Here is an 18964-nt window from a genome sequence, read left to right as displayed (position 1 = left end):
GCAATATTATGATGAGGTTGAGAAATAAATGGTTGTCATCTTATGAGTGGATGATTGCTTTCCGTTATATGATTCCTCATAAAAAACATGTTGTTGCATCTGTTATTTCTATTATTTCTTTAATTGGAATTATGCTAGGGGTCTTTGCTCTGGTGGTTGTAATGGCAGTGATGAATGGCTTTCGTACAGAGCTCCTTAATCGTATTCTTGGTATGAATGGTCATCTTATTGTTCAAACAGTTAATTCTGGTTTTTCTGATTATGAAACTCTTATTTCCTCTTTAGAATCCGTGAAGGGTGTGAAATTTGCTTTACCTGTTATTGAAGGCCAAGCACTTGTGCAGGGACAACTACAAGGAGGATCAGGTGCTTTGGTTCGTGGTATGCGTAAACAAGATTTAGAGAAACTTAAAACAGTATCCCAAAATATTAAATTAGGATCTCTTTCACATTTTGATAAAGAAGAAGGGGTAGCAATTGGAAGTGGCTTAGCTGCAAAGTTAGGCCTGTCAATTGGGAGTGATCTTCGTATTGTTACTCCAGATGGTGATGAGACTCCTTTTGGGATTACACCACGTGTTAAAGCTTATAAAGTATCTGCTATTTTTGAAGTTGGTATGTCTGAATATGATTCAATATTTGTTTTTATGCCTCTTCATGAAGCACAAATGTTTTTTAATTTGGGGAATAAGGTTCAGTCTTTAGAGCTCTTTCTCAATGATCCAGATTCGGTTGATCTAATAAAACCAATGATAGAAAAAGCTATTGAACAACAGGTTTATTTAATTGATTGGCGTGCGCGCAATCAAGCTTTTTTCTCAGCTTTACAAATTGAACGAAATGTTATGTTTTTTATTCTTTCGCTAATTGTTCTCGTTGCTGCTTTAAATATTATTTCAGGACTGATTATGCTTGTAAAAGACAAAAGCCATGATATTGCAATTTTACGTACAATGGGTGCACAACAAAGTGCAATTTTGCGTATATTTATTATTACTGGTATGATGATTGGGTTTATTGGAACAATATTAGGCTTAATTTTTGGTATCATAGCAACTGCGAATATCAATCATATTCAAAATTTTATCTCTTGGTTGTTTAATGTTGATGTTTTTAATCCTCAACTTTATTTTTTAACAAAATTGCCTGCACAAATTGAGTGGGGAGAGACTGTTATGGTTGCTGTGATGGCTTTAGCTTTGTCATTTTTTGCTGCAATTATTCCGGCATGGCGTGCAGCTAAGCTAGATCCTGTGCAAGCTTTGAGGTATGAATAATGACAGCAATTTTAGAGCTTGTAGAGATTGAACGGCATTTTTTTGAAAGTAATAAACCTCTCATTATTTTGGATAAAGCAAATTTTATCCTTAATCGTGGAGAGCTTGTTGCACTTGTCGCACCATCTGGTGCTGGAAAATCAACTCTTCTTCATATTGCGGGATTATTGGAAAAACCTACAGCTGGTGATGTCATGTTAAGAGGGATTTCTTGTGCAAAGCGTTCTGATGATGAACGAACTGCTATCAGACGAAATGATATAGGCTTTGTGTATCAATTTCATCATTTGCTTCCAGAGTTTACAGCTTTAGAAAATATCATGATACCACAAATGATAGCGGGGTTTAAAAAATCTGTAGCAGAAGATCGTGCATTTAAGCTTTTGAAATATTTACGTGTTTCTCATCGCGCAAACCATCGTCCATCGGAATTATCTGGTGGCGAACAACAACGTGTTGCTATTGCACGTGCAGTAGCTAATGCCCCTTCAGTTCTTTTGGCCGATGAACCTACAGGAAATCTTGATCCTGTCACTTCAGCTTATGTTTTTCAAGCTTTATCAGCGCTTGTTCGTCAATCTGGTCTTGCTGCTCTTATTGCAACACATAATTATGCTTTAGCCAAACAAATGCATCGTAGAATTACGCTTAAAGAAAAAAAGATTATTGAACTTCCCTAAGGATAAGCTACAAAGTTTATTCCAAATATTAAAAAAGTATAAATATATCACTTTTCAGTGAATTCAAGGAGATTTTTATGGCAGTTTTTGTCGTTAACAAAAATCAATTGGATGCGCGTCGTCGCCGATTGCTTTTTCGTGCATGGCACCGCGGTATTCGTGAAATGGATTTTATTTTTGGACATTATGTAGATGCCCATATTACTGAAATGAGTGATGAAACAGTTTCTGAATTTGAATATATTATGTCTTTTAATGATCGGGATTTATTGAAATGGATTACTGGAGAAATTTTACCACCCTCTGAAGTTGATAGCTTACTTTTTCGTGATATTGCCAATTATTATGCTCGTTTAAAATTTAATGAATTCCGATGCCTATATTAAAAAAAATTACTGTCCCCAAAAATATTTCTACTCATATGATTTTTGATGGGATTCCTGAAGGCTTTGAAGCTTTTGCACTTGCAAAAGTGCGTTCAGAAATTGCACAGGATACCCCTTTGATTTATGTCGTTCGCGATGGGACAAAACTTGCTCATTTAAAGCAAGTCTTGAGTTTTATTGAGCCCAGTTTGCCTGTACTTCAATTTCCTGCATGGGATTGTTTGCCTTATGATCGCGTGTCACCTGGAATTGCTATTGTGGCACATCGTTTATCAACTTTAGCGCATATAGCGAGTTTGCGTAAGAATCCACATACTGCAATTATATTAACAACAGCCAATGCAGTGATGCAGAAATTACCTCCTCGTGAAATCATTGAAGATCAAATTATTCATGTACGCGTTGGACAATCTATTCGTATGGAGCATTTAATTAAGTCTCTAGAATGCAATGGTTTTGAACGTGTTACAGTGGTCCGTGACGTTGGTGAATTTGCAGTGAGAGGAGGAATCCTCGATATTTTTTCTCCTATGGATATTAAACCTTTGCGTCTTGATTTTTTTGGAGAGACCCTAGAAAGCATCCGCGTTTTTGATCCAGAAACCCAAAGAACAACAGAGCAAAAAACAGATTTTTTATTACACGCTATGAGTGAAGTTGTTCTGACACCGGAACGCATAAGTCGCTTTAAAAGCAACTATATTCGCACATTTGGTGTATCACAAAAAAATAACATGCTGTATGAGGCAATTTCCCAAGGACGGCGTTTTGCTGGTATGGAACATTGGCTTCCATTTTTTTATGAAAAGCTTGATAATTTTTTTGACTATTGTGGTAACTTACCTGTTGTTTTTGAGCATCTCACAGAAGAAATATTCATTGAACGTTATCGTCTTATAGAAGATTATTATAATGCACGCAAAGAGCGTGAAAATGATAAAGAAATTTCTGTTCCTTATCATCCAATAGAGCCTAATCTTCTTTATTTAACTCCAGAGCATGTTTTAGAATGTGCGCAAAAATCTAAGAAACATATTGATTTTATACCTTTTCATGCTCCACCAACTCTTGAGAAAACTATTATCCATGCGAATGTTAATGCAGGATATGATTTTGTAACAGAGCGTAATGCACAAGAGAGGAATGTTTTTTCAAGTGTTATTCATCATATTGCTTCATTACGCGCTTCTGGTAAGAAGGTCCTTTTAGCCTGTTGGAGCGAAGGGGCTCTCAATCGTTTGATACAGGTTCTTGACGAATACGGGTTAAAAAAAATAAATGTTGTAAAGTCATTGCAAACTGTCAGTGCAATGCCACGTGATCATGTATCAGCAGCTGTTATAAGGATAGAACACGGTTTTGAAACTGAAGATTTTGCTCTTATCGCAGAGCAAGATATTCTTGGTGATCGATTAAAGAGAACAGTAAAACGACGTAAGAATAATACAAATTTTATTTCTGAAATTTCTGCTTTAAATTCTGGCGATATTGTTGTGCATATCGATCATGGTATTGGAAAATTCATAGGTCTTAAAACCATTACTACAACAGGAATTTTACGAGATTGTCTCGAAATTAAGTATGCTGGAGGTGATAGGCTGTTTCTTCCTGTTGAAAATATTGAACTTCTTTCACGTTATGGGTCAGAAGGAACAGATATTACATTAGACAAACTAGGTGGTGTTGCTTGGCAAGCACGCAAAACACGGCTTAAAAAACATTTATTGGAAATGGCTGGTCAATTAATCCGTATAGCCGCAGAACGTGCTACACGTTCTGCACCTGCTCTCGTTCCACCAATTGGACCATTTGATGAGTTTATTGCATGCTTTCCTTATGAAGAAACGGAAGATCAATTAGATGCTATTGATGCTGTTATAGACGATTTAGCATCAGGTAAACCGATGGATCGTTTGATATGTGGCGATGTTGGTTTTGGAAAAACAGAAGTTGCTATTAGGAGTGCTTTTGTTGCTGCATTAAATGGATATCAGGTTGCTGTTGTTGTACCAACAACTTTACTTTCACGACAACATTATAAGACTTTTAGTTCACGGTTTCAAGGATTACCTGTTAAGATTGCTCATGCTTCAAGGCTTGTCAAAGCTAAGAAACTCGCACAAGTTAAAAAAGGTATTGCTGATGGTACAATTGATATTGTTATTGGAACGCATGCACTCTTAAGCAATGCAGTTAATTTTTTACGGTTAGGGCTTCTTGTTATTGATGAGGAGCAGCATTTCGGTGTAAAACACAAAGAGCGCTTAAAAGAGCTTAAAAGTGATATTCATGTTCTTACGCTTTCAGCAACCCCCATACCACGTACTTTGGGGTTAGCATTATCAGGGATACGTGAGCTTTCATTGATAACAACTCCACCTATCGATAGAATGGCGGTGCGTACTTTTATTTCACCTTTTGATGCGCTTGTTATACGAGAGACATTGCTTCGAGAATATTATCGTGGTGGACAAAGTTTTTATGTATGTCCTCGTATTTCTGATCTTGGTGTTGTAGAAGAATATCTTAAGACACATGTACCAGAACTCAAGTTTGTTATCGCGCATGGACAAATGCCAGCTGGACAACTTGATGATATTATGAATGCATTTTATGATGGCCAATATGATGTTTTGTTATCAACAAGCATCATTGAGTCAGGGCTTGATATTCCAACAGCCAATACTTTAATCGTGCATCGTGCTGAGATGTTTGGTCTTTCTGCTCTTTATCAATTACGAGGGAGGGTAGGGCGCTCTAAACAACGTGCTTATGCACTTTTTACTTATCCTTCAGGTAAGATTTTAACCCCTGCTGCCGACCGTCGTCTTAAAGTTTTACAATCCCTTGATACATTAGGGGCAGGCTTTCAATTAGCAAGTCATGACATGGATATTCGGGGTTCAGGTAATTTTTTAGGTGAAGAGCAATCTGGGCATATTAAAGAAGTTGGATTTGAGCTCTATCAAAAAATGCTTGAGGAAGCTGTTGCTGAATTAAAAGAGGGAGAAAAAAGTGAAGATAAGCAATGGTCACCTCAAATTTCACTTGGTATAACCATAATGATACCAGAAAGTTTTGTGCCTGATCTATCATTACGAATGGGACTTTATCGTCGTTTGACAGAACTTGATGATTTAGAACAAATTAATGAATTTGGGGCTGAATTAATTGATCGATTTGGTCCTTTACCTCTCGAAGTCCAGCATCTTCTTAAAGTGTTTTATATTAAAATATTATGTCGGAAAGCACATGTAGAAAAATTGGATTCTGGACCAAAAGGTGTTGTTATACAATTTCGTAATAATTATTTTGCAAATAGTGTTGCTCTTGTCCAGTGGGTTGGAAAACAAGGTTCAATGGCAAAAATTCGATCGGATCAGAGTATTGCTCTTATTCGAAATTGGGCTACTGTAGATGAAAGACTTGTTGGAGCGGCAACGATTATGACACAGCTTGTAGAAATGGCAGAACAACATTCTGTTTGATTTACTCTATGATTTAATAGCTATCATTTACTTTGTAAGGTTATTATCTAAAGTTATTTTAAATAAATGCATATTAATATAATAAAAAATATTCTAAATGATAGCAGTCATAAAATGCTAAGCTGAATAATTTTTATGGTTTTTTTCAATATAAAAATGCATGTTATGACTATGGTTTCATTATTAGAAATAGCTTATCTGCGAAGTGCAACACTGGATTTTTAAAAAATCAATCCAGTGGATTCATTGTTGCGTGAATAAGACCAGAAAATTATTTACTAGAGACAAGCTTCTTTGAAAGTTGTTTCAAAATTATAGATGATAAAAGAAATTTAATCCATAAATTGTTCCAATGATACGATAAGTAGCTTTATTTTCTCTCTTTTTAGCAGAAGATGGAATAAGGAAAATGTTCAAATTTTTCTGATCATTGGGAAATAGCATGCATTGTATGCTTGTTGCAAGAAGACTGCGGTTGAAAAGGAAAAATGCAAATGTAAAAAAATGAAAATAATCAAAATTATAGCATAGGTACACATTAATTTTAATTAATCTTGCAATATTAATTCGTTTATGTAATTTTACCTTCTCTAATTATACTGAGGTATTTTATGGATTAATTTCATCAAATGCCTAGATGATGGAGAGGGGATGCCATATATGAATATAAAAGTTTTATTGGCTATTTATGTTTTTTCTTTATATTGAAGTAAAAACATAAAAGTAAATGGTATTCTATGAGATTTAAGCTAATACATTTGGCTTTAAACTGTATTTAATCTTCCCAATGTAGGGGTTATTTAAAAAGCGCGTTGAAAGGATTAACTTAATCATGTCGCACAAAAATATTTATTCTGCTGTTGTAGCATTCGTTGGAGCCGCTGCTCTTTTTTTCATAGTTGGTCTTCCTGCAAATGCACAGACTGTATCTCAAGGTTGGTACAAGGTTTGTAGTAAGCAGCATGATGTTGATATTTGTAATACAATGAATACTGTTTTATCAAACACTGGACAGCCTTTGACAGCTTTTAATATTGTTGAAATAAAAGGAAAACAAAATGAAAGCCGCATAGGCATTCAAGTACCTACAGGTCGTTTTTTGCCAGAAGGTATTCATATTCAAATAGGAAATGAGTATTCTAAAAAAGTGCCTTACATTATTTGTAATGGACCAAGCTGCATTGCCAATGATGTTTTAGATGATAAGCTTGTAGCGGCTATGAAAAATGGTACAAAAATGGTTGTAACTACAGTTAATTTCCGTGGTTCAGCGAATCCTATTGAGTTTTCTCTTAATGGGTTCACAGCTGCATACACAGGTCCTGGTATGGAAGAAAAAGATTTTCAACAAGAACAAATCAAGTTGCAACAATCCATTCAGGAAAAGCAAAAAGAAATCGAAGACCGTATGCGGGCTGAGCAAGAAAAAGCAAAGCAAAACTAATAAAGCTAAGGCATAAAATGTTTAAAAAACCGCTACAAATATTTTGTAGCGGTTTTTTAATATTTAATTTTTAGAAAGTGTTCTGCGTTTCCACCAACCAATACGTTCAGTTTTTGGGGTATCACTAGGTGCTGATGATATAACAATAGGCTGATCAACTATTTCTTCAATTTTTGAGGGAGTTGATTTTATAGCTTTCTTTTCTATAGTTTTTTTCTCTGATTCCTCTTGTATTTGAGTGATTTCTTTAGAGACTGATTTTTTCCGTGTTCTACGTGTTGTTTTTTTATTATCTTCAGACGTTTTTTCTACCACTTTATCAGCGATTTCATTTATCTTTCTTGTTGTTATTTTATTTTTTGGCCTGATTGTAGATTTTTCTTTAAGTGTTTCTTGTGTTTCTACACTCTGATCATTTTCAAGAGAAGGCTGATTTTGTATGGCTTTGGCAGAACGTGTTTTACGCTTTTTAGGTTTTACAATTGTATCAACTTTTACTACTTCATTTTGTTGAGTATCTAAGTACTGTTCAGTATTGCTTTTTATTTCTTCGGGTTCAGCAAGTTGAGCACTTGAAACACGATTTTGATGCCGTGTTGTTTTAATTTCTGCTAAAATTTGCTCAGCGAAGTCACCTACTGGTTCTGCATAAGGAACTCGAATTTGGAAAAAGTTATTATCTTGATTACGTCGACCACCACGACGTCCACGACGACGTCCACGACGACGAGAGTCATCATTAGATGTATCATCTTTTTTCTGAAGAGTCGCAGAAGAATTATTATTTATTTCATTTTGATGATTTTTCCGCCGACGTTTCTGCTTCTTTTCAGTGGAGGGACTATCTTGAATAGATTGCCCCTCTATTAAGAGAGATGGAACAATTTCTTCTTTATTTTCATCTTCCACGATTAATGATGGTTTAGAAGACGCCTCAGCTATTGAGCCTTTAGAAATAATAAGATGTTGCGTTCCTATGCTATCATCAGCTTCAATGCTAATATTCAGTTTAAAGCGTGTTTCTAAGTTAACAAGAATATTACGTTTGTGGTTTAATACATAAAGTGCCGTTGTTACAGGTGTGCGTACAATAATGTTATATTGTGGATTATGAAGAAGATATTCTTCAATTGAGCGCATAACGTGTAAAGCAATGGATGATTCAGAACGTATATTTCCTGTTCCAGCGCAATGTGGACAAGGTCGTGTTGTACTTTCTAAAACAGATATACGAATACGCTGACGGCTCATTTCTAGAAGGCCAAAGTGCGAAATATGGCCAACTTGAATACGGGCGCGATCATTTTTTAAGCACTCTTTCAACTTTTTTTCGACGAGTTTTATATTACGCTCTTCAAGCATATCGATAAAATCAATTACAATCAATCCAGCAAGATCACGCAAGCGTAATTGACGCGCTATTTCTTCTGCAGCTTCAAGATTTGTTTGTAAAGCTGTTTTTTCAACGGAGAATTCTTTGGTAGAGCGTCCAGAATTCACATCAATGGCAACAAGTGCTTCTGTTTGATTAATAACAAGATAACCACCAGATTTTAAAGAAACTTGTGGGTGCAACATTTTATCAAGTTGAATTTCAATATTATTTTGTGCGAAAATAGGGATAGGATCGCGATAAGGTTGTACAACTTTTGCATGACTTGGCATAAGCATGCGCATAAAGTCTTTTGCTTCACGGTAACCTTGATCTCCGGAAACAAGGATTTCATTGATATTTTTATTATAAAGATCTCGTATAGAACGCTTTATGAGATTACTTTCTTCATGGACAAGGCATGGAGCCGTTGATTTGAGTGTCAAAGTACGAATAGTATCCCATAATCGCATGAGATATTCGTAATCGCGTTTAATTTCAGCTTTTGTTCTATTTGCTCCAGCTGTTCGTAAAATAACGCCCATACCCTTTGGAACAGCTAATTCTTTTACAATTTCTTTAAGACGCTTACGATCTTGTACATTCGTAATTTTTCGTGAAATACCACCACCACGTGCTGTGTTAGGCATTAAAACAGAATAACGACCAGCTAGTGATAGATATGTCGTGAGAGCTGCACCTTTATTGCCACGCTCTTCTTTGATAACTTGCACCAATAAAATTTGACGCCGTTTAATGACTTCTTGAATTTTATACTGACGTCCTTGTTTCCTCTGATAAGTTGGAAGTTCTTCACGTACATCTTCTGCACCAACCATTTCTATCTCATCATGAGAAACATCTGAATCAAAGACTTCATCTGCATCATCAGCTATTATTGCATCCGATGTGACGTCATTTGCAATATCTGCTGCTATGGTACGATTTTTTTTATCTTTTTTTGTTTTTCGAGAGCGTTTTCTATTTTTATTGGTTTCCTCAGTGAGATCATCTGAATGATTTTCTTTCACGGCTGCCTTTTCTTCTTCTTCAAGGAGGGCAAGGCGATCAGCAATAGGAATTTGATAATAATCAGGATGAATTTCAGAAAATGTCAAAAAACCATGGCGGTTTCCACCATATTCAACAAAAGCAGCTTGAAGCGAAGGCTCGACACGCGTAATACGTGCTAAATAAATATTCCCTTTGAGTTGTTTTTTGTGTTCTGATTCAAAATCAAGTTCTTCAATTTTATTGCCGTGAATAACGACAACACGTGTTTCCTCCGGATGAGAGGCATCTATAAGCATTTTGTTTGACATAAGTTAAAATCCTGAAGGCGACATGCGCAATTTTATTCAAAAGAATAGTATGACTATTCGCAGACATAAAGGGCGGTCTGCCATAAAAGGGGAATACCAGCAAAACAGAATAAGACACTCCATGCAGGTGCATGACTACATGTGTAGTATTTCTCATCATCATCTCTATCTGTTTTGTATGACTCATACTTTTTAAAAGTCTCCGGTAAAATAATCTTTAAACAGTTCGACTATTCGAACCAGCGAATCTTAAATACCGCAATCTTAGCTTTTATAACATAAAGGCTTTTCATCAATCAAAAGCCTCAATATATAACATTGCAAAAAACCCTCTAAAGATAACATAATATGCATTACAGATAATTTAGACGGTAACTATTAGCTAGAAAGCGTAAATGTTCTTTTATGTTGATATCATATTTTTGGCAAGTAACAATATAAATATGAAAGCACTATAACATTCTCTTGCTTTAATGTACAATGTATTGGAATGTTTAAGGCTGAAAGATTCATCGTTTGTTGAAAAATAAAGAGTAAATTTGATGTATTTCTTTATCTACGAATAAAATAAATTATTATTGACAGAGAATATAGAGTGTTTTGCTTATGAGAAAAGGAGTTTCTATCAAAAAGTCAAAAGCAGCTTATTGGAATGTTTTTTTATATTTCATATACTGTTTATCGTTTTTTTTTATATTCCAAACAAATATTCAAGCTACAGAGATATTAAAACTTGTTGATTTACGAACTATAGGCGATAATGCGCACACACGTATTATTGCTGTTTTTAATGCTGAGCCTAATGTTCGTTTACAGGTTTTAGATAAACCAGCGCGTTTGATTATTAATTTACCTACAGTTGATTTTTCAATACAAAATAGATCTGTAAAAAAGCAATATAAATTATCAAGAATGCTTTCAGATGTGCGTTATAGCTTTTTTGATATACGAACTTCACGCATTATTGTGACAAGTAAGGTTTCTTTCACTGTTGAAAAGAATAAAGTACAAAAATTAGAGAATGGTTTATGGCAATTGCTTATTGATATAAGTAAAACAACACAAAAAAAATTTGATGAAGTTATAAAACAGCAACAAATAACCAATCTTTATACAAAGATACAGCCAATACCGGTCAATAATTTCCGTGTTGTTCTTGATCCTGGTCATGGTGGAATTGATGGTGGTGCACAGGGTGTTAATGGAGTTTTAGAAAAAAATATTACATTAGCTTTTGCACGTGCATTACGGGATGAATTAAAAAAAGACTCTCACATCGCGGTTTCTTTAACACGTGATTCCAATATATTTCTAAGGTTAAGTGAAAGAGTAAAAAAAGCGCAAGAATTTGATGCTGATCTTTTCATATCCATTCATGCAGATACCATTAATGTGCATTCTTTGCGTGGAGCTACAGTATATACTATATCAGACAAAGCATCTGATGCAATTGCAAAATCTTTAGCTGAAAGTGAAAATAAGGTTGATTTGCTTGATGGTTTACCGGCAGATGAAACCCTTGAGGTTACAGATATTTTAAACGATCTTATTCGACGTGAAACACATGCATTTTCTGTTTATTTTGCAAATAATGTTATTTCAAATTTATCAAAGGATCATATCCACTTAATAAATAATCCTCATAGATATGCTAATTTTCAAGTTTTAAAGGCTGCAGATATACCCTCTATTTTAATAGAGATAGGTTATTTATCAAACAAAGAGGATGAAAAATTACTAAATAGTCCCCAATGGCGAAAAAAAATGGCGCGCTCTCTTGCTTACTCTATTCGCCAATTTGCAAACTATAGGAAGAAAATCATGCAGCCTCTTTAAATTTATGAGAAAATAGAGTATCAGTGTAAACTTCTAATATTATTTTGTATAAAGAATGAAAGAATAAAAATATTTTTTTCTTTTCTCAGTTTCATGGTAAAAGCTGCTTAATGCAGGTGAGATGATATATCTTTATCTTTAATCAATTTTGAAAAAAGCGAAAGCGATAGCTGTTTCGATGATAATTTTTTTTAGGTATCTTTTTAGTTTTTTTGCGACCATTGGGATTTTTGGAGCAATAATGTGGAGTATCATAATGAAGAGTCAGGCAAGTGGTCTTCCTGACTATGAGGTTCTTTCACTTTATGAACCTGCTGTGATGACGCGCGTCCATGCGTCAAATGGTAGTCTTATGGCAGAGTTTGCAACAAAACATCGCCTTTATTTACCAATTCAATCAATACCAGAGCTTATTAAAAATGCTTTTATTTCAGCTGAAGATAAAAATTTTTATCACCATTTTGGTTTAGATCCTGAAGGACTTCTGAGAGCCTTAATTAATAATATTCGTAATATTGGTTCTGGAAAACGTCCAGAAGGAGCATCAACCATTACACAACAAGTTGCTAAAAATTTTCTTTTAAGTTCAGAAGCAACGTTAGAGCGTAAGTTTAAAGAAGCTATCTTGGCAATGCGTATTGAAAAGACCTATTCAAAAGATCATATTCTTGAGCTTTATCTCAATGAAATTTATCTTGGTCGTGGTGCATATGGTATTGCGGCAGCGTCATTGACCTATTTCAATAAATCTGTCAAGGATCTCACTTTAGAGCAATGTGCTTATTTGGCTGCTCTTCCAAAAGGTCCAGGGAATTACGATCCATTTAAAAATACACAACGTGCTATTAATCGGCGCAATTGGGTTATAGATAGGATGGTTGCGAATGGATATGTAACCTATGAACAAGGTGAAAAAGCGAAAAAAAAGCCTTTGGGCATTACAATGCGTGGGAAAGATAGCTACGTTTTTGCTGCTGACTATTTTACTGAAGAAGTCCGTCGCCGCTTAATACGTCGCTATGGAGCTAAAACACTCTATGAAGGTGGACTTTCTATCCGCACAACTCTTGATCCGCATTTACAGCTTATTGCTCGACGCGCTTTGCAAAATGGATTGATTAAATTTGATCATTCACAAGGATGGCGTGGTGCTTATGCGCACATTGATAAGAAAAAGGGGGATTGGGATAAAAGAGGAGATTGGGGAGTAGAGCTTGCAAAAATAACGGGATTAAGCGATGTACCTGAATGGCGTTTAGCAGTTGTTCTTTCGGCGACAGCTCATAAAGTGGAGATCGGTTTACAGCCACAGCGGGAAGATTCGGGATCATTATCAAAAAAACGAGAAATTGCTATTTTATCTGAAGCGGATTCAAAATGGGCATTACATGTTGTTAAAGAAAATGGTCATAGAAAAACGGTCCAGAATTTATCTCATGTTTTGCAGGTTGGAGATGTTGTTTTTGTTGAAAAAATATCAACGACGAGCAATACTTACCGTTTACAACAAATCCCAAAGGTTGAAGGTGCTATTGTTGCTATGGATCCTCATACAGGGCGTGTTCTCGCAATGGTTGGGGGGTTTTCTTTTGCAGAATCTGAATTTAATCGTGCAACACAAGCGTATCGCCAGCCCGGGTCTGCTTTCAAACCTTTTGTATATGCTGCAGCACTTGATAATGGATATACACCATCATCTGTTATTTTGGATGGTCCTATTGAAATTCGCCAATATAACGGTGAGGTTTGGCACCCTAAGAATTATGGTGGTACATTTTCGGGTCCAGCAACACTACGCTATGGTATTGAACATTCTCGTAATCTTATGACAGTACGGCTCGCTTATGATATGGGAATGCCTATTGTTTCTGAATATGCAGAACGTTTCGGTGTTGTTGATAAATTGCCGCCTTATCTTTCCATGGCTTTGGGAGCAGCTGAAACAACAGTTTTACGGATGGTTACAGCTTATTCAGTGATTGCAAATGGGGGGCGTTCTATTCATCCTTCTTTAATAGATAGAATTCAAGATCGTTATGGAAAAACGATTTACCGTCATGATGATCGTATTTGTGAAAATTGTAATACACAGTCATGGGATAATCAACGTGAGCCTAAATTGATTGATGAACGAGATCAAGTTCTTGATCCTATGACAGCTTATCAAATTACATCAATGATGGAGGGAGTTATTCAGCGTGGTACTGGTGTACGTTTACGCTATCTCAATCGACATATTGCCGGAAAAACAGGAACAACAAATGATTCTAAAGACGTATGGTTTATGGGATTTACGCCTAATCTCGTAGTTGGTGTTTTTGTTGGTTATGATCAGCCTGCACCTTTAGGATATGGAACAGGTAGTTCATTGGCAGCACCTATTTTTGGTGAGTTTATGGAAGAAGCTCTTAAAGACAAACCAGATATACCATTTAAAATGCCAGAGGGTATGATTTTAATGCCAATTAATCGTAAAACAGGTATGCTCGCAGAGAGGGGAGATCATGACGTTATTATAGAAGCATTTAAACCAGGTACTGGACCTTCTGATATCTATCAGGTAATTGGTAGTACAAATTCTTTTCAAGAAGGTGTTCCTACAATGACGACTTCACCGCAAGTTAATAAAGCTCTTGAAAGTGGTACAGGTGGGCTGTATTAATCAAAAAGAAATCTTTTTATCTGAGTTATTTTAGAAAAGATTCTTTTCTGTGCTTATAATAGCTATAATTTAAAAGTTGATGTAGTTATGTTATCTAATTGTTGCATTTATTAGATATCTCTAGAATATTGAAAGTATAAAAAATAAAAACTACGGTGTTCATTATGCGAGCAGAAATAGAAACATTAGTTGATGAAATTCAAAAGGCAATTCAGTTGCTAAGGGGGCATCTTTGACTGGGATAACTCACTAAAACGCCTTGAGTATCTCAATCAGAAAGCAGAAGAGCCGTCGTTTTGGAATGATGCACAACAAGCGCAAGATATGATGCGTGAACGGCAGCGTCTTGATGATTCAATTAATAGTATTTTTTCATTTTCCAGAACACTGGAAGAGTGTATTGAACTTATCGCAATAGGTGAAGAAGAAAGTGATGTAGAAATTGTCACTGATGCAGAGAATTCAATACGTAATCTTAAGAATGAAATAGATAAAAGACAAATTGATGTGCTCCTTTCAGGAGAAGCAGATCCAAATGATGCTTATCTAGAGGTTCATGCTGGTGCCGGGGGTACAGAAAGCCAAGATTGGGCTTCTATGCTTTTGCGCATGTATATGCGCTGGGCTGAACAACATAAAATGAAGGTTGAAATATTAGAAGTTCATGATGGAGAAGAAGCTGGGATAAAGTCAGCAACTCTTCTTATAAAAGGGCATAATGCTTATGGATTGTTAAAAACAGAATCAGGTGTTCATCGTTTGGTACGCATTTCTCCATTTGATTCAAATGCAAAGCGTCATACTTCTTTTGCAAGTATTTGGGTTTATCCTGTTATTGATGATAATATTGAAGTTGATGTTTCAGAAGCCGATGTTCGCATTGATACATATCGTGCATCAGGAGCAGGAGGGCAACATGTTAATACGACAGATTCTGCAGTTCGTATCACACATATAAAAACAGGTATTGTTGTTCAATGTCAAACAGAACGTTCACAACATAAAAATCGTGCAACAGCTTGGTCTATGTTGCGTGCACGACTTTATGAGGAAGAGCTCAAAAAAAGAGAAGAAGAAACAAATGCCGTTGAATCCTCCAAAACAGACATTGGATGGGGGCACCAAATTAGATCTTATGTTCTTCAACCCTATCAGCTTGTAAAAGATTTACGCACAGATATAGAAAATACTGATCCGCAATCCGTACTTAATGGAGATTTAGATGCGTTTATAGAAGGAGCATTGGCTCAACGCATTTACGGAAAAGAACCCAAAAGAAAAGATATGAACTGACAGCATAATATTTTAAAATTCCGTTAAATTTATTTTAGGAATGTTAATTCCACCTTATCATGCTTAAATGTGTCATTTAGAAAAGTAGATTTTTTTGAAAAGAATGGTATTCTTTTTCAGCTATATTACACTATTTACTTTTTTGATTCATTATGTTGGAAAAGTGTCGCGGCAGCTAAAACATTTTCAGCATGTCCAGATATACTTACTTTGCGCCATTCTTCTACTATTATCCCAGTTGAATCAATCAAAAAAGTGCTTCGTTCAACTCCCATATATTTGCGCCCATACATGCTTTTTTCAATCCAAACGCCATAAGCTTCAAGCGTTGTTTTTTCTTCATCAGAAATAAGAATGATATCAAGTTCATGTTTTGTTTTGAATTTATCATGTTTATGAACACTGTCTGGAGACATTCCAATAATGACAACTCCAATTTCATCAAATTTTGTCTTCAATTTAGTAAAGTCAACCGCTTCATTTGTACACCCACTGGTATCATCCTTTGGATAAAAATATAAAACAACTGTTTTTCCTTGAAGATCAGAAAGACGTAATGTACCTCCTCCATCGCGTGGTAAATTAAAGTCAGGAGCGATAATCCCTTTCATTGATTTTGTCATGATTATATCTTTCTTTTTGTTTGAATATTAAGCATTAGAGTACAGAGAAAAAATAAAGATTCAACTCTTGAATATTTCAGAGAATTTTTATTTGCTGTACAGAGTTATAAAAGACATCTATTTTAGAAAATACGGTGGGCAATAAGCTATAAATGCGGAGAAAGAGTTCTACGGATAGAAGTCCACTTTTGTAGAGTTTTTTGCTTCATAGTAATGCATAAAAAGGCAAAGAATTTCCCTCGTAAAATAACCGGCAATGCCTTTATATAGTAATTAAACTAGAAAAATAATATCAAAATAAAGAGCATAAACATGATATTTCATAAAAAATCTTAAAATCATAGAATGAAAAAACAACATTAATAAACTACAGAGGTTTTATCAAAACATGTTTTTTCTTACCTAAAGAAAGTTTGATAATTCCTACTTTGTTGATATCTTTTTCAGTAATAAGGTATGTTTCATTCTTAACAATTTGATCATTGATACGTACACCCCCACCTTGAATATGGCGTCGTGCCTCACTATTAGATTTTGCAAGTTCTGCTTGTACTAAAAGAGTTAATAATCCTACACCTGTTTTTAATTCTAAAATATTTATTTCAATAGTTGGAAGATTTTCTCCCAGTGTTTTTTCTTCAAAGGTTTTTCGAGCAGTTTCTGCAGCTGAATTTGCAAGATTATGCCCATGTAACATTGCTGTAATTTCTGTGGCAAGAATTTTTTTTGCTTCGTTAATTTCATTTCCTTTTAACGCAGAAAGCTTGAGAATCTCATCCATTGGCAATGTGGTATAAAGCTTTAAAAATCGTATCACATCAGCATCTTCTGTGTTACGCCAATATTGCCAAAATTGGTAAGGTGAAAGTAGATCTGCATTAAGCCATACAGCTCCATTCAGTGATTTACCCATTTTAGCACCGGAAGAAGTTGTAAGAAGTGGGGATGTTAATGCATATAACTGGGCTGTTCCTAAGCGATGTCCCAATTCTATTCCATTGATAATATTACCCCATTGGTCAGACCCCCCCATTTGCATACGTAGCCCATAACGCTTATAAAGTTCAACAAAATCATAAGCTTGCAAAATCATATAATTAAATTCAAGAAATGATAAAGAATGTTCACGTTCCAGCCTGAGTCGGACAGAATCAAATGATAGCATGCGATTGACAGAAAAATGTCTTCCAATATCACGTAAGAACTCTAAGTAGTTTAAATCACACAACCACTCAGCATTATTAACAATATATGCATCAGTGCTTTTATCACCAAAGGTTAAATAGCGAGAAAAGATTTTTTTAATACTAGCAATATTTGTAGCAATATCTTCTTGTGTTAGAAGGAGGCGAGCTTCATCTTTGAAGGAGGGATCACCAATTAATCCTGTTCCTCCTCCCATTAAAGCGATAGGTTTGTGACCTGTTTTTTGCAACCAATAAAGCATCATAATTTGAAGAAGGCTTCCAGCATGCAGACTGGAAGCTGTAGGATCAAAGCCAATATAAGCGGTTACAACTTCTTTTAAAAAAAGAGCATCTAAACCTTCTTTATCCGAAATTTGGTGAATAAAGCCACGTTCGCTCATAATGTGTAAAAAATCAGATTTAAAGGCAGACACAGATTTTATTTCCTAATTCATATAGTATTTTATATAATAAGGTGCTTTCTCTAGCACAAAAAATGCTTGTCTCACAAGAGAACGAAAAATATTACAGCAATGAATAACACTATAGATGTTATTTTTCTAAAATATTCTGCACATGAAAAAATGAGGAATAATCTTTATTTCCAAACATAGATGGATAGTAGAACGCTTAAAAAGGGTAAAAAAGGATTTTATTATTTGTAATAAATTATTGGTGGCTTTAGGTAAGTGAGAGTATTTCAGTAGGAGGGATAAGAAATTCATTGGTAATATGATTATCCAAATATTGTGCACATTTTTCAATAAGCTCTTCATTACATCCACTAAAAAAGTGGTTAGCACCCTCTAATATTTCTTGTGTAATTGTAATACCTTTTTGTGTTTTTAACTTATCTACAAGAGTCTGAACATCTTTTGGAGGAGCAACTTTGTCGATAGCACCATGAATTATAAGTCCAGAGGACGGACAAGGCGCAAGGAATGAAAAATCGTAAACATTGGGCTGAGGAGAAACGGATATAAACCCTTCAATTTCCGGACGGCGCATTAAAAGTTGCATACCAATCCAAGCACCAAATGAATATCCAGCTACCCAGCAATTTTTGGAATCAGGGTGCTGTGTTTGTACCCAATCGAGTGCGGCCGCAGCATCTGAAAGCTCTCCTATTCCATAATCAAATTCACCTTGACTACGACCAATACCGCGAAAATTAAAGCGTAATGTGGTAAAACCACGTTGTTGGAACATATAAAAGAGGTCATAAACAATTTTATTGTTCATTGTTCCACCAAATTGGGGATGAGGATGCAATATAATTGCAATTGGCGCATTTCTCTGTTGTGAAGGTTGATAACGTCCTTCGAGCCGCCCTGCGGGACCATTAAAAATAATTTCTGGCATTAAATGCTCCTTAAAATGCTATAAAGACTCTC

At 35.3% G+C, this 18964-nt stretch carries 12 protein-coding genes; 8 read left to right on the top strand and 4 right to left on the bottom strand.

All coding sequences use genetic code 11. The features are described from left to right. Positions 1-8 precede the first annotated feature (8 nt). The 5 genes from K3248_RS04115 to K3248_RS04095 all read left to right on the top strand — a co-directional run bounded on the left by K3248_RS04115 (position 9) and on the right by K3248_RS04095 (position 7275). Positions 9-1277, top strand: coding sequence for a lipoprotein-releasing ABC transporter permease subunit (locus K3248_RS04115; protein ID WP_220717097.1), 1269 nt, complete (start codon positions 9-11; stop codon positions 1275-1277). After that, positions 1277-1957: an ABC transporter ATP-binding protein gene (locus tag K3248_RS04110; protein WP_220717095.1), complete on the top strand. Its 681-nt coding sequence runs from the start codon at positions 1277-1279 to the stop codon at positions 1955-1957. Before K3248_RS04115 ends, K3248_RS04110 begins: the two co-directional genes overlap by 1 nt. 77 nt (positions 1958-2034) lie before the next feature. Then, a complete protein-coding gene (locus tag K3248_RS04105; protein WP_220717094.1) occupies positions 2035-2343 on the top strand; it encodes an FAD assembly factor SdhE in 309 nt (102 codons plus the stop codon). Then, positions 2331-5831 (top strand): transcription-repair coupling factor, encoded by a 3501-nt coding sequence (mfd, locus tag K3248_RS04100; protein ID WP_220717090.1) that lies wholly within the window; start codon positions 2331-2333, stop codon positions 5829-5831. The genes K3248_RS04105 and mfd overlap by 13 nt, the downstream gene beginning before the upstream one ends. An 832-nt stretch (positions 5832-6663) precedes the next feature. Beyond that, a complete protein-coding gene (locus K3248_RS04095) occupies positions 6664-7275 on the top strand; it encodes an invasion associated locus B family protein (RefSeq protein ID WP_220717088.1) in 612 nt (203 codons plus the stop codon). A gap of 63 nt (positions 7276-7338) precedes the next feature. On the opposite strand, the gene K3248_RS04090 is transcribed toward K3248_RS04095, so the two are convergent. Then, positions 7339-9969, bottom strand: coding sequence for an Rne/Rng family ribonuclease (locus tag K3248_RS04090; protein WP_220717087.1), 2631 nt, complete (start codon positions 9967-9969; stop codon positions 7339-7341). 606 nt (positions 9970-10575) lie between these two features. Between K3248_RS04090 and K3248_RS04085 the strand changes: the two genes are divergently transcribed. From K3248_RS04085 to prfB, 3 genes are all read left to right on the top strand, one after another. After that, positions 10576-11805 carry an N-acetylmuramoyl-L-alanine amidase gene (locus K3248_RS04085; RefSeq protein ID WP_220717085.1) on the top strand — a complete coding sequence of 410 codons (1230 nt, stop codon included), beginning with the start codon at positions 10576-10578 and terminating at the stop codon, positions 11803-11805. 178 nt (positions 11806-11983) lie between these two features. Then, complete coding sequence (locus K3248_RS04080) at positions 11984-14467, top strand: penicillin-binding protein 1A (protein ID WP_220717084.1); 2484 nt, start codon at positions 11984-11986, stop codon at positions 14465-14467. 164 nt (positions 14468-14631) lie between these two features. After that, positions 14632-15760 (top strand): peptide chain release factor 2 gene (gene prfB / locus K3248_RS04075; RefSeq protein ID WP_220717082.1). Its coding sequence is split into 2 segments (ribosomal slippage): positions 14632-14700 and positions 14702-15760, totalling 1128 coding nucleotides; the frame shifts between segments, so codons are not numbered across the junction. A 134-nt stretch (positions 15761-15894) separates the two neighbouring features. On the opposite strand, the gene K3248_RS04070 is transcribed toward prfB, so the two are convergent. The 3 genes from K3248_RS04070 to K3248_RS04060 form a co-directional block, all read right to left on the bottom strand. Beyond that, a complete protein-coding gene (locus K3248_RS04070; RefSeq protein ID WP_220717080.1) occupies positions 15895-16383 on the bottom strand; it encodes a peroxiredoxin in 489 nt (162 codons plus the stop codon). A 367-nt stretch (positions 16384-16750) separates the two neighbouring features. Then, on the bottom strand, positions 16751-18004 hold the full coding sequence (gene tyrS / locus K3248_RS04065; protein ID WP_220717078.1) for a tyrosine--tRNA ligase: 1254 nt from the start codon (positions 18002-18004) through the stop codon (positions 16751-16753). A 247-nt stretch (positions 18005-18251) separates the two neighbouring features. Continuing rightward, positions 18252-18932, bottom strand: coding sequence for an alpha/beta hydrolase (locus K3248_RS04060; RefSeq protein ID WP_220717076.1), 681 nt, complete (start codon positions 18930-18932; stop codon positions 18252-18254). Between the last annotated feature and the right edge of the window lie 32 nt (positions 18933-18964).

Origin of the sequence: Bartonella raoultii (assembly GCF_019659805.1) — a bacterium.
In the GTDB taxonomy this organism is placed as follows: Bacteria; Pseudomonadota; Alphaproteobacteria; order Rhizobiales; family Rhizobiaceae; genus Bartonella; species Bartonella raoultii.
This window is presented reverse-complemented; position numbering and strand designations above follow the sequence as displayed.

Coding starts and splice junctions, on each gene's coding strand:
- K3248_RS04080 (WP_220717084.1), top strand. CDS start 11,984: ATGATAATTTTTTTTAGGTATCTTTTTAGTTTTTTTGCGACCATTGGG.
- K3248_RS04110 (WP_220717095.1), top strand. CDS start 1,277: ATGACAGCAATTTTAGAGCTTGTAGAGATTGAACGGCATTTTTTTGAA.
- K3248_RS04090 (WP_220717087.1), bottom strand. CDS start 9,969: ATGTCAAACAAAATGCTTATAGATGCCTCTCATCCGGAGGAAACACGT.
- K3248_RS04105 (WP_220717094.1), top strand. CDS start 2,035: ATGGCAGTTTTTGTCGTTAACAAAAATCAATTGGATGCGCGTCGTCGC.
- mfd (WP_220717090.1), top strand. CDS start 2,331: ATGCCTATATTAAAAAAAATTACTGTCCCCAAAAATATTTCTACTCAT.
- K3248_RS04085 (WP_220717085.1), top strand. CDS start 10,576: ATGAGAAAAGGAGTTTCTATCAAAAAGTCAAAAGCAGCTTATTGGAAT.
- K3248_RS04115 (WP_220717097.1), top strand. CDS start 9: ATGATGAGGTTGAGAAATAAATGGTTGTCATCTTATGAGTGGATGATT.
- K3248_RS04095 (WP_220717088.1), top strand. CDS start 6,664: ATGTCGCACAAAAATATTTATTCTGCTGTTGTAGCATTCGTTGGAGCC.
- K3248_RS04070 (WP_220717080.1), bottom strand. CDS start 16,383: ATGACAAAATCAATGAAAGGGATTATCGCTCCTGACTTTAATTTACCA.
- K3248_RS04060 (WP_220717076.1), bottom strand. CDS start 18,932: ATGCCAGAAATTATTTTTAATGGTCCCGCAGGGCGGCTCGAAGGACGT.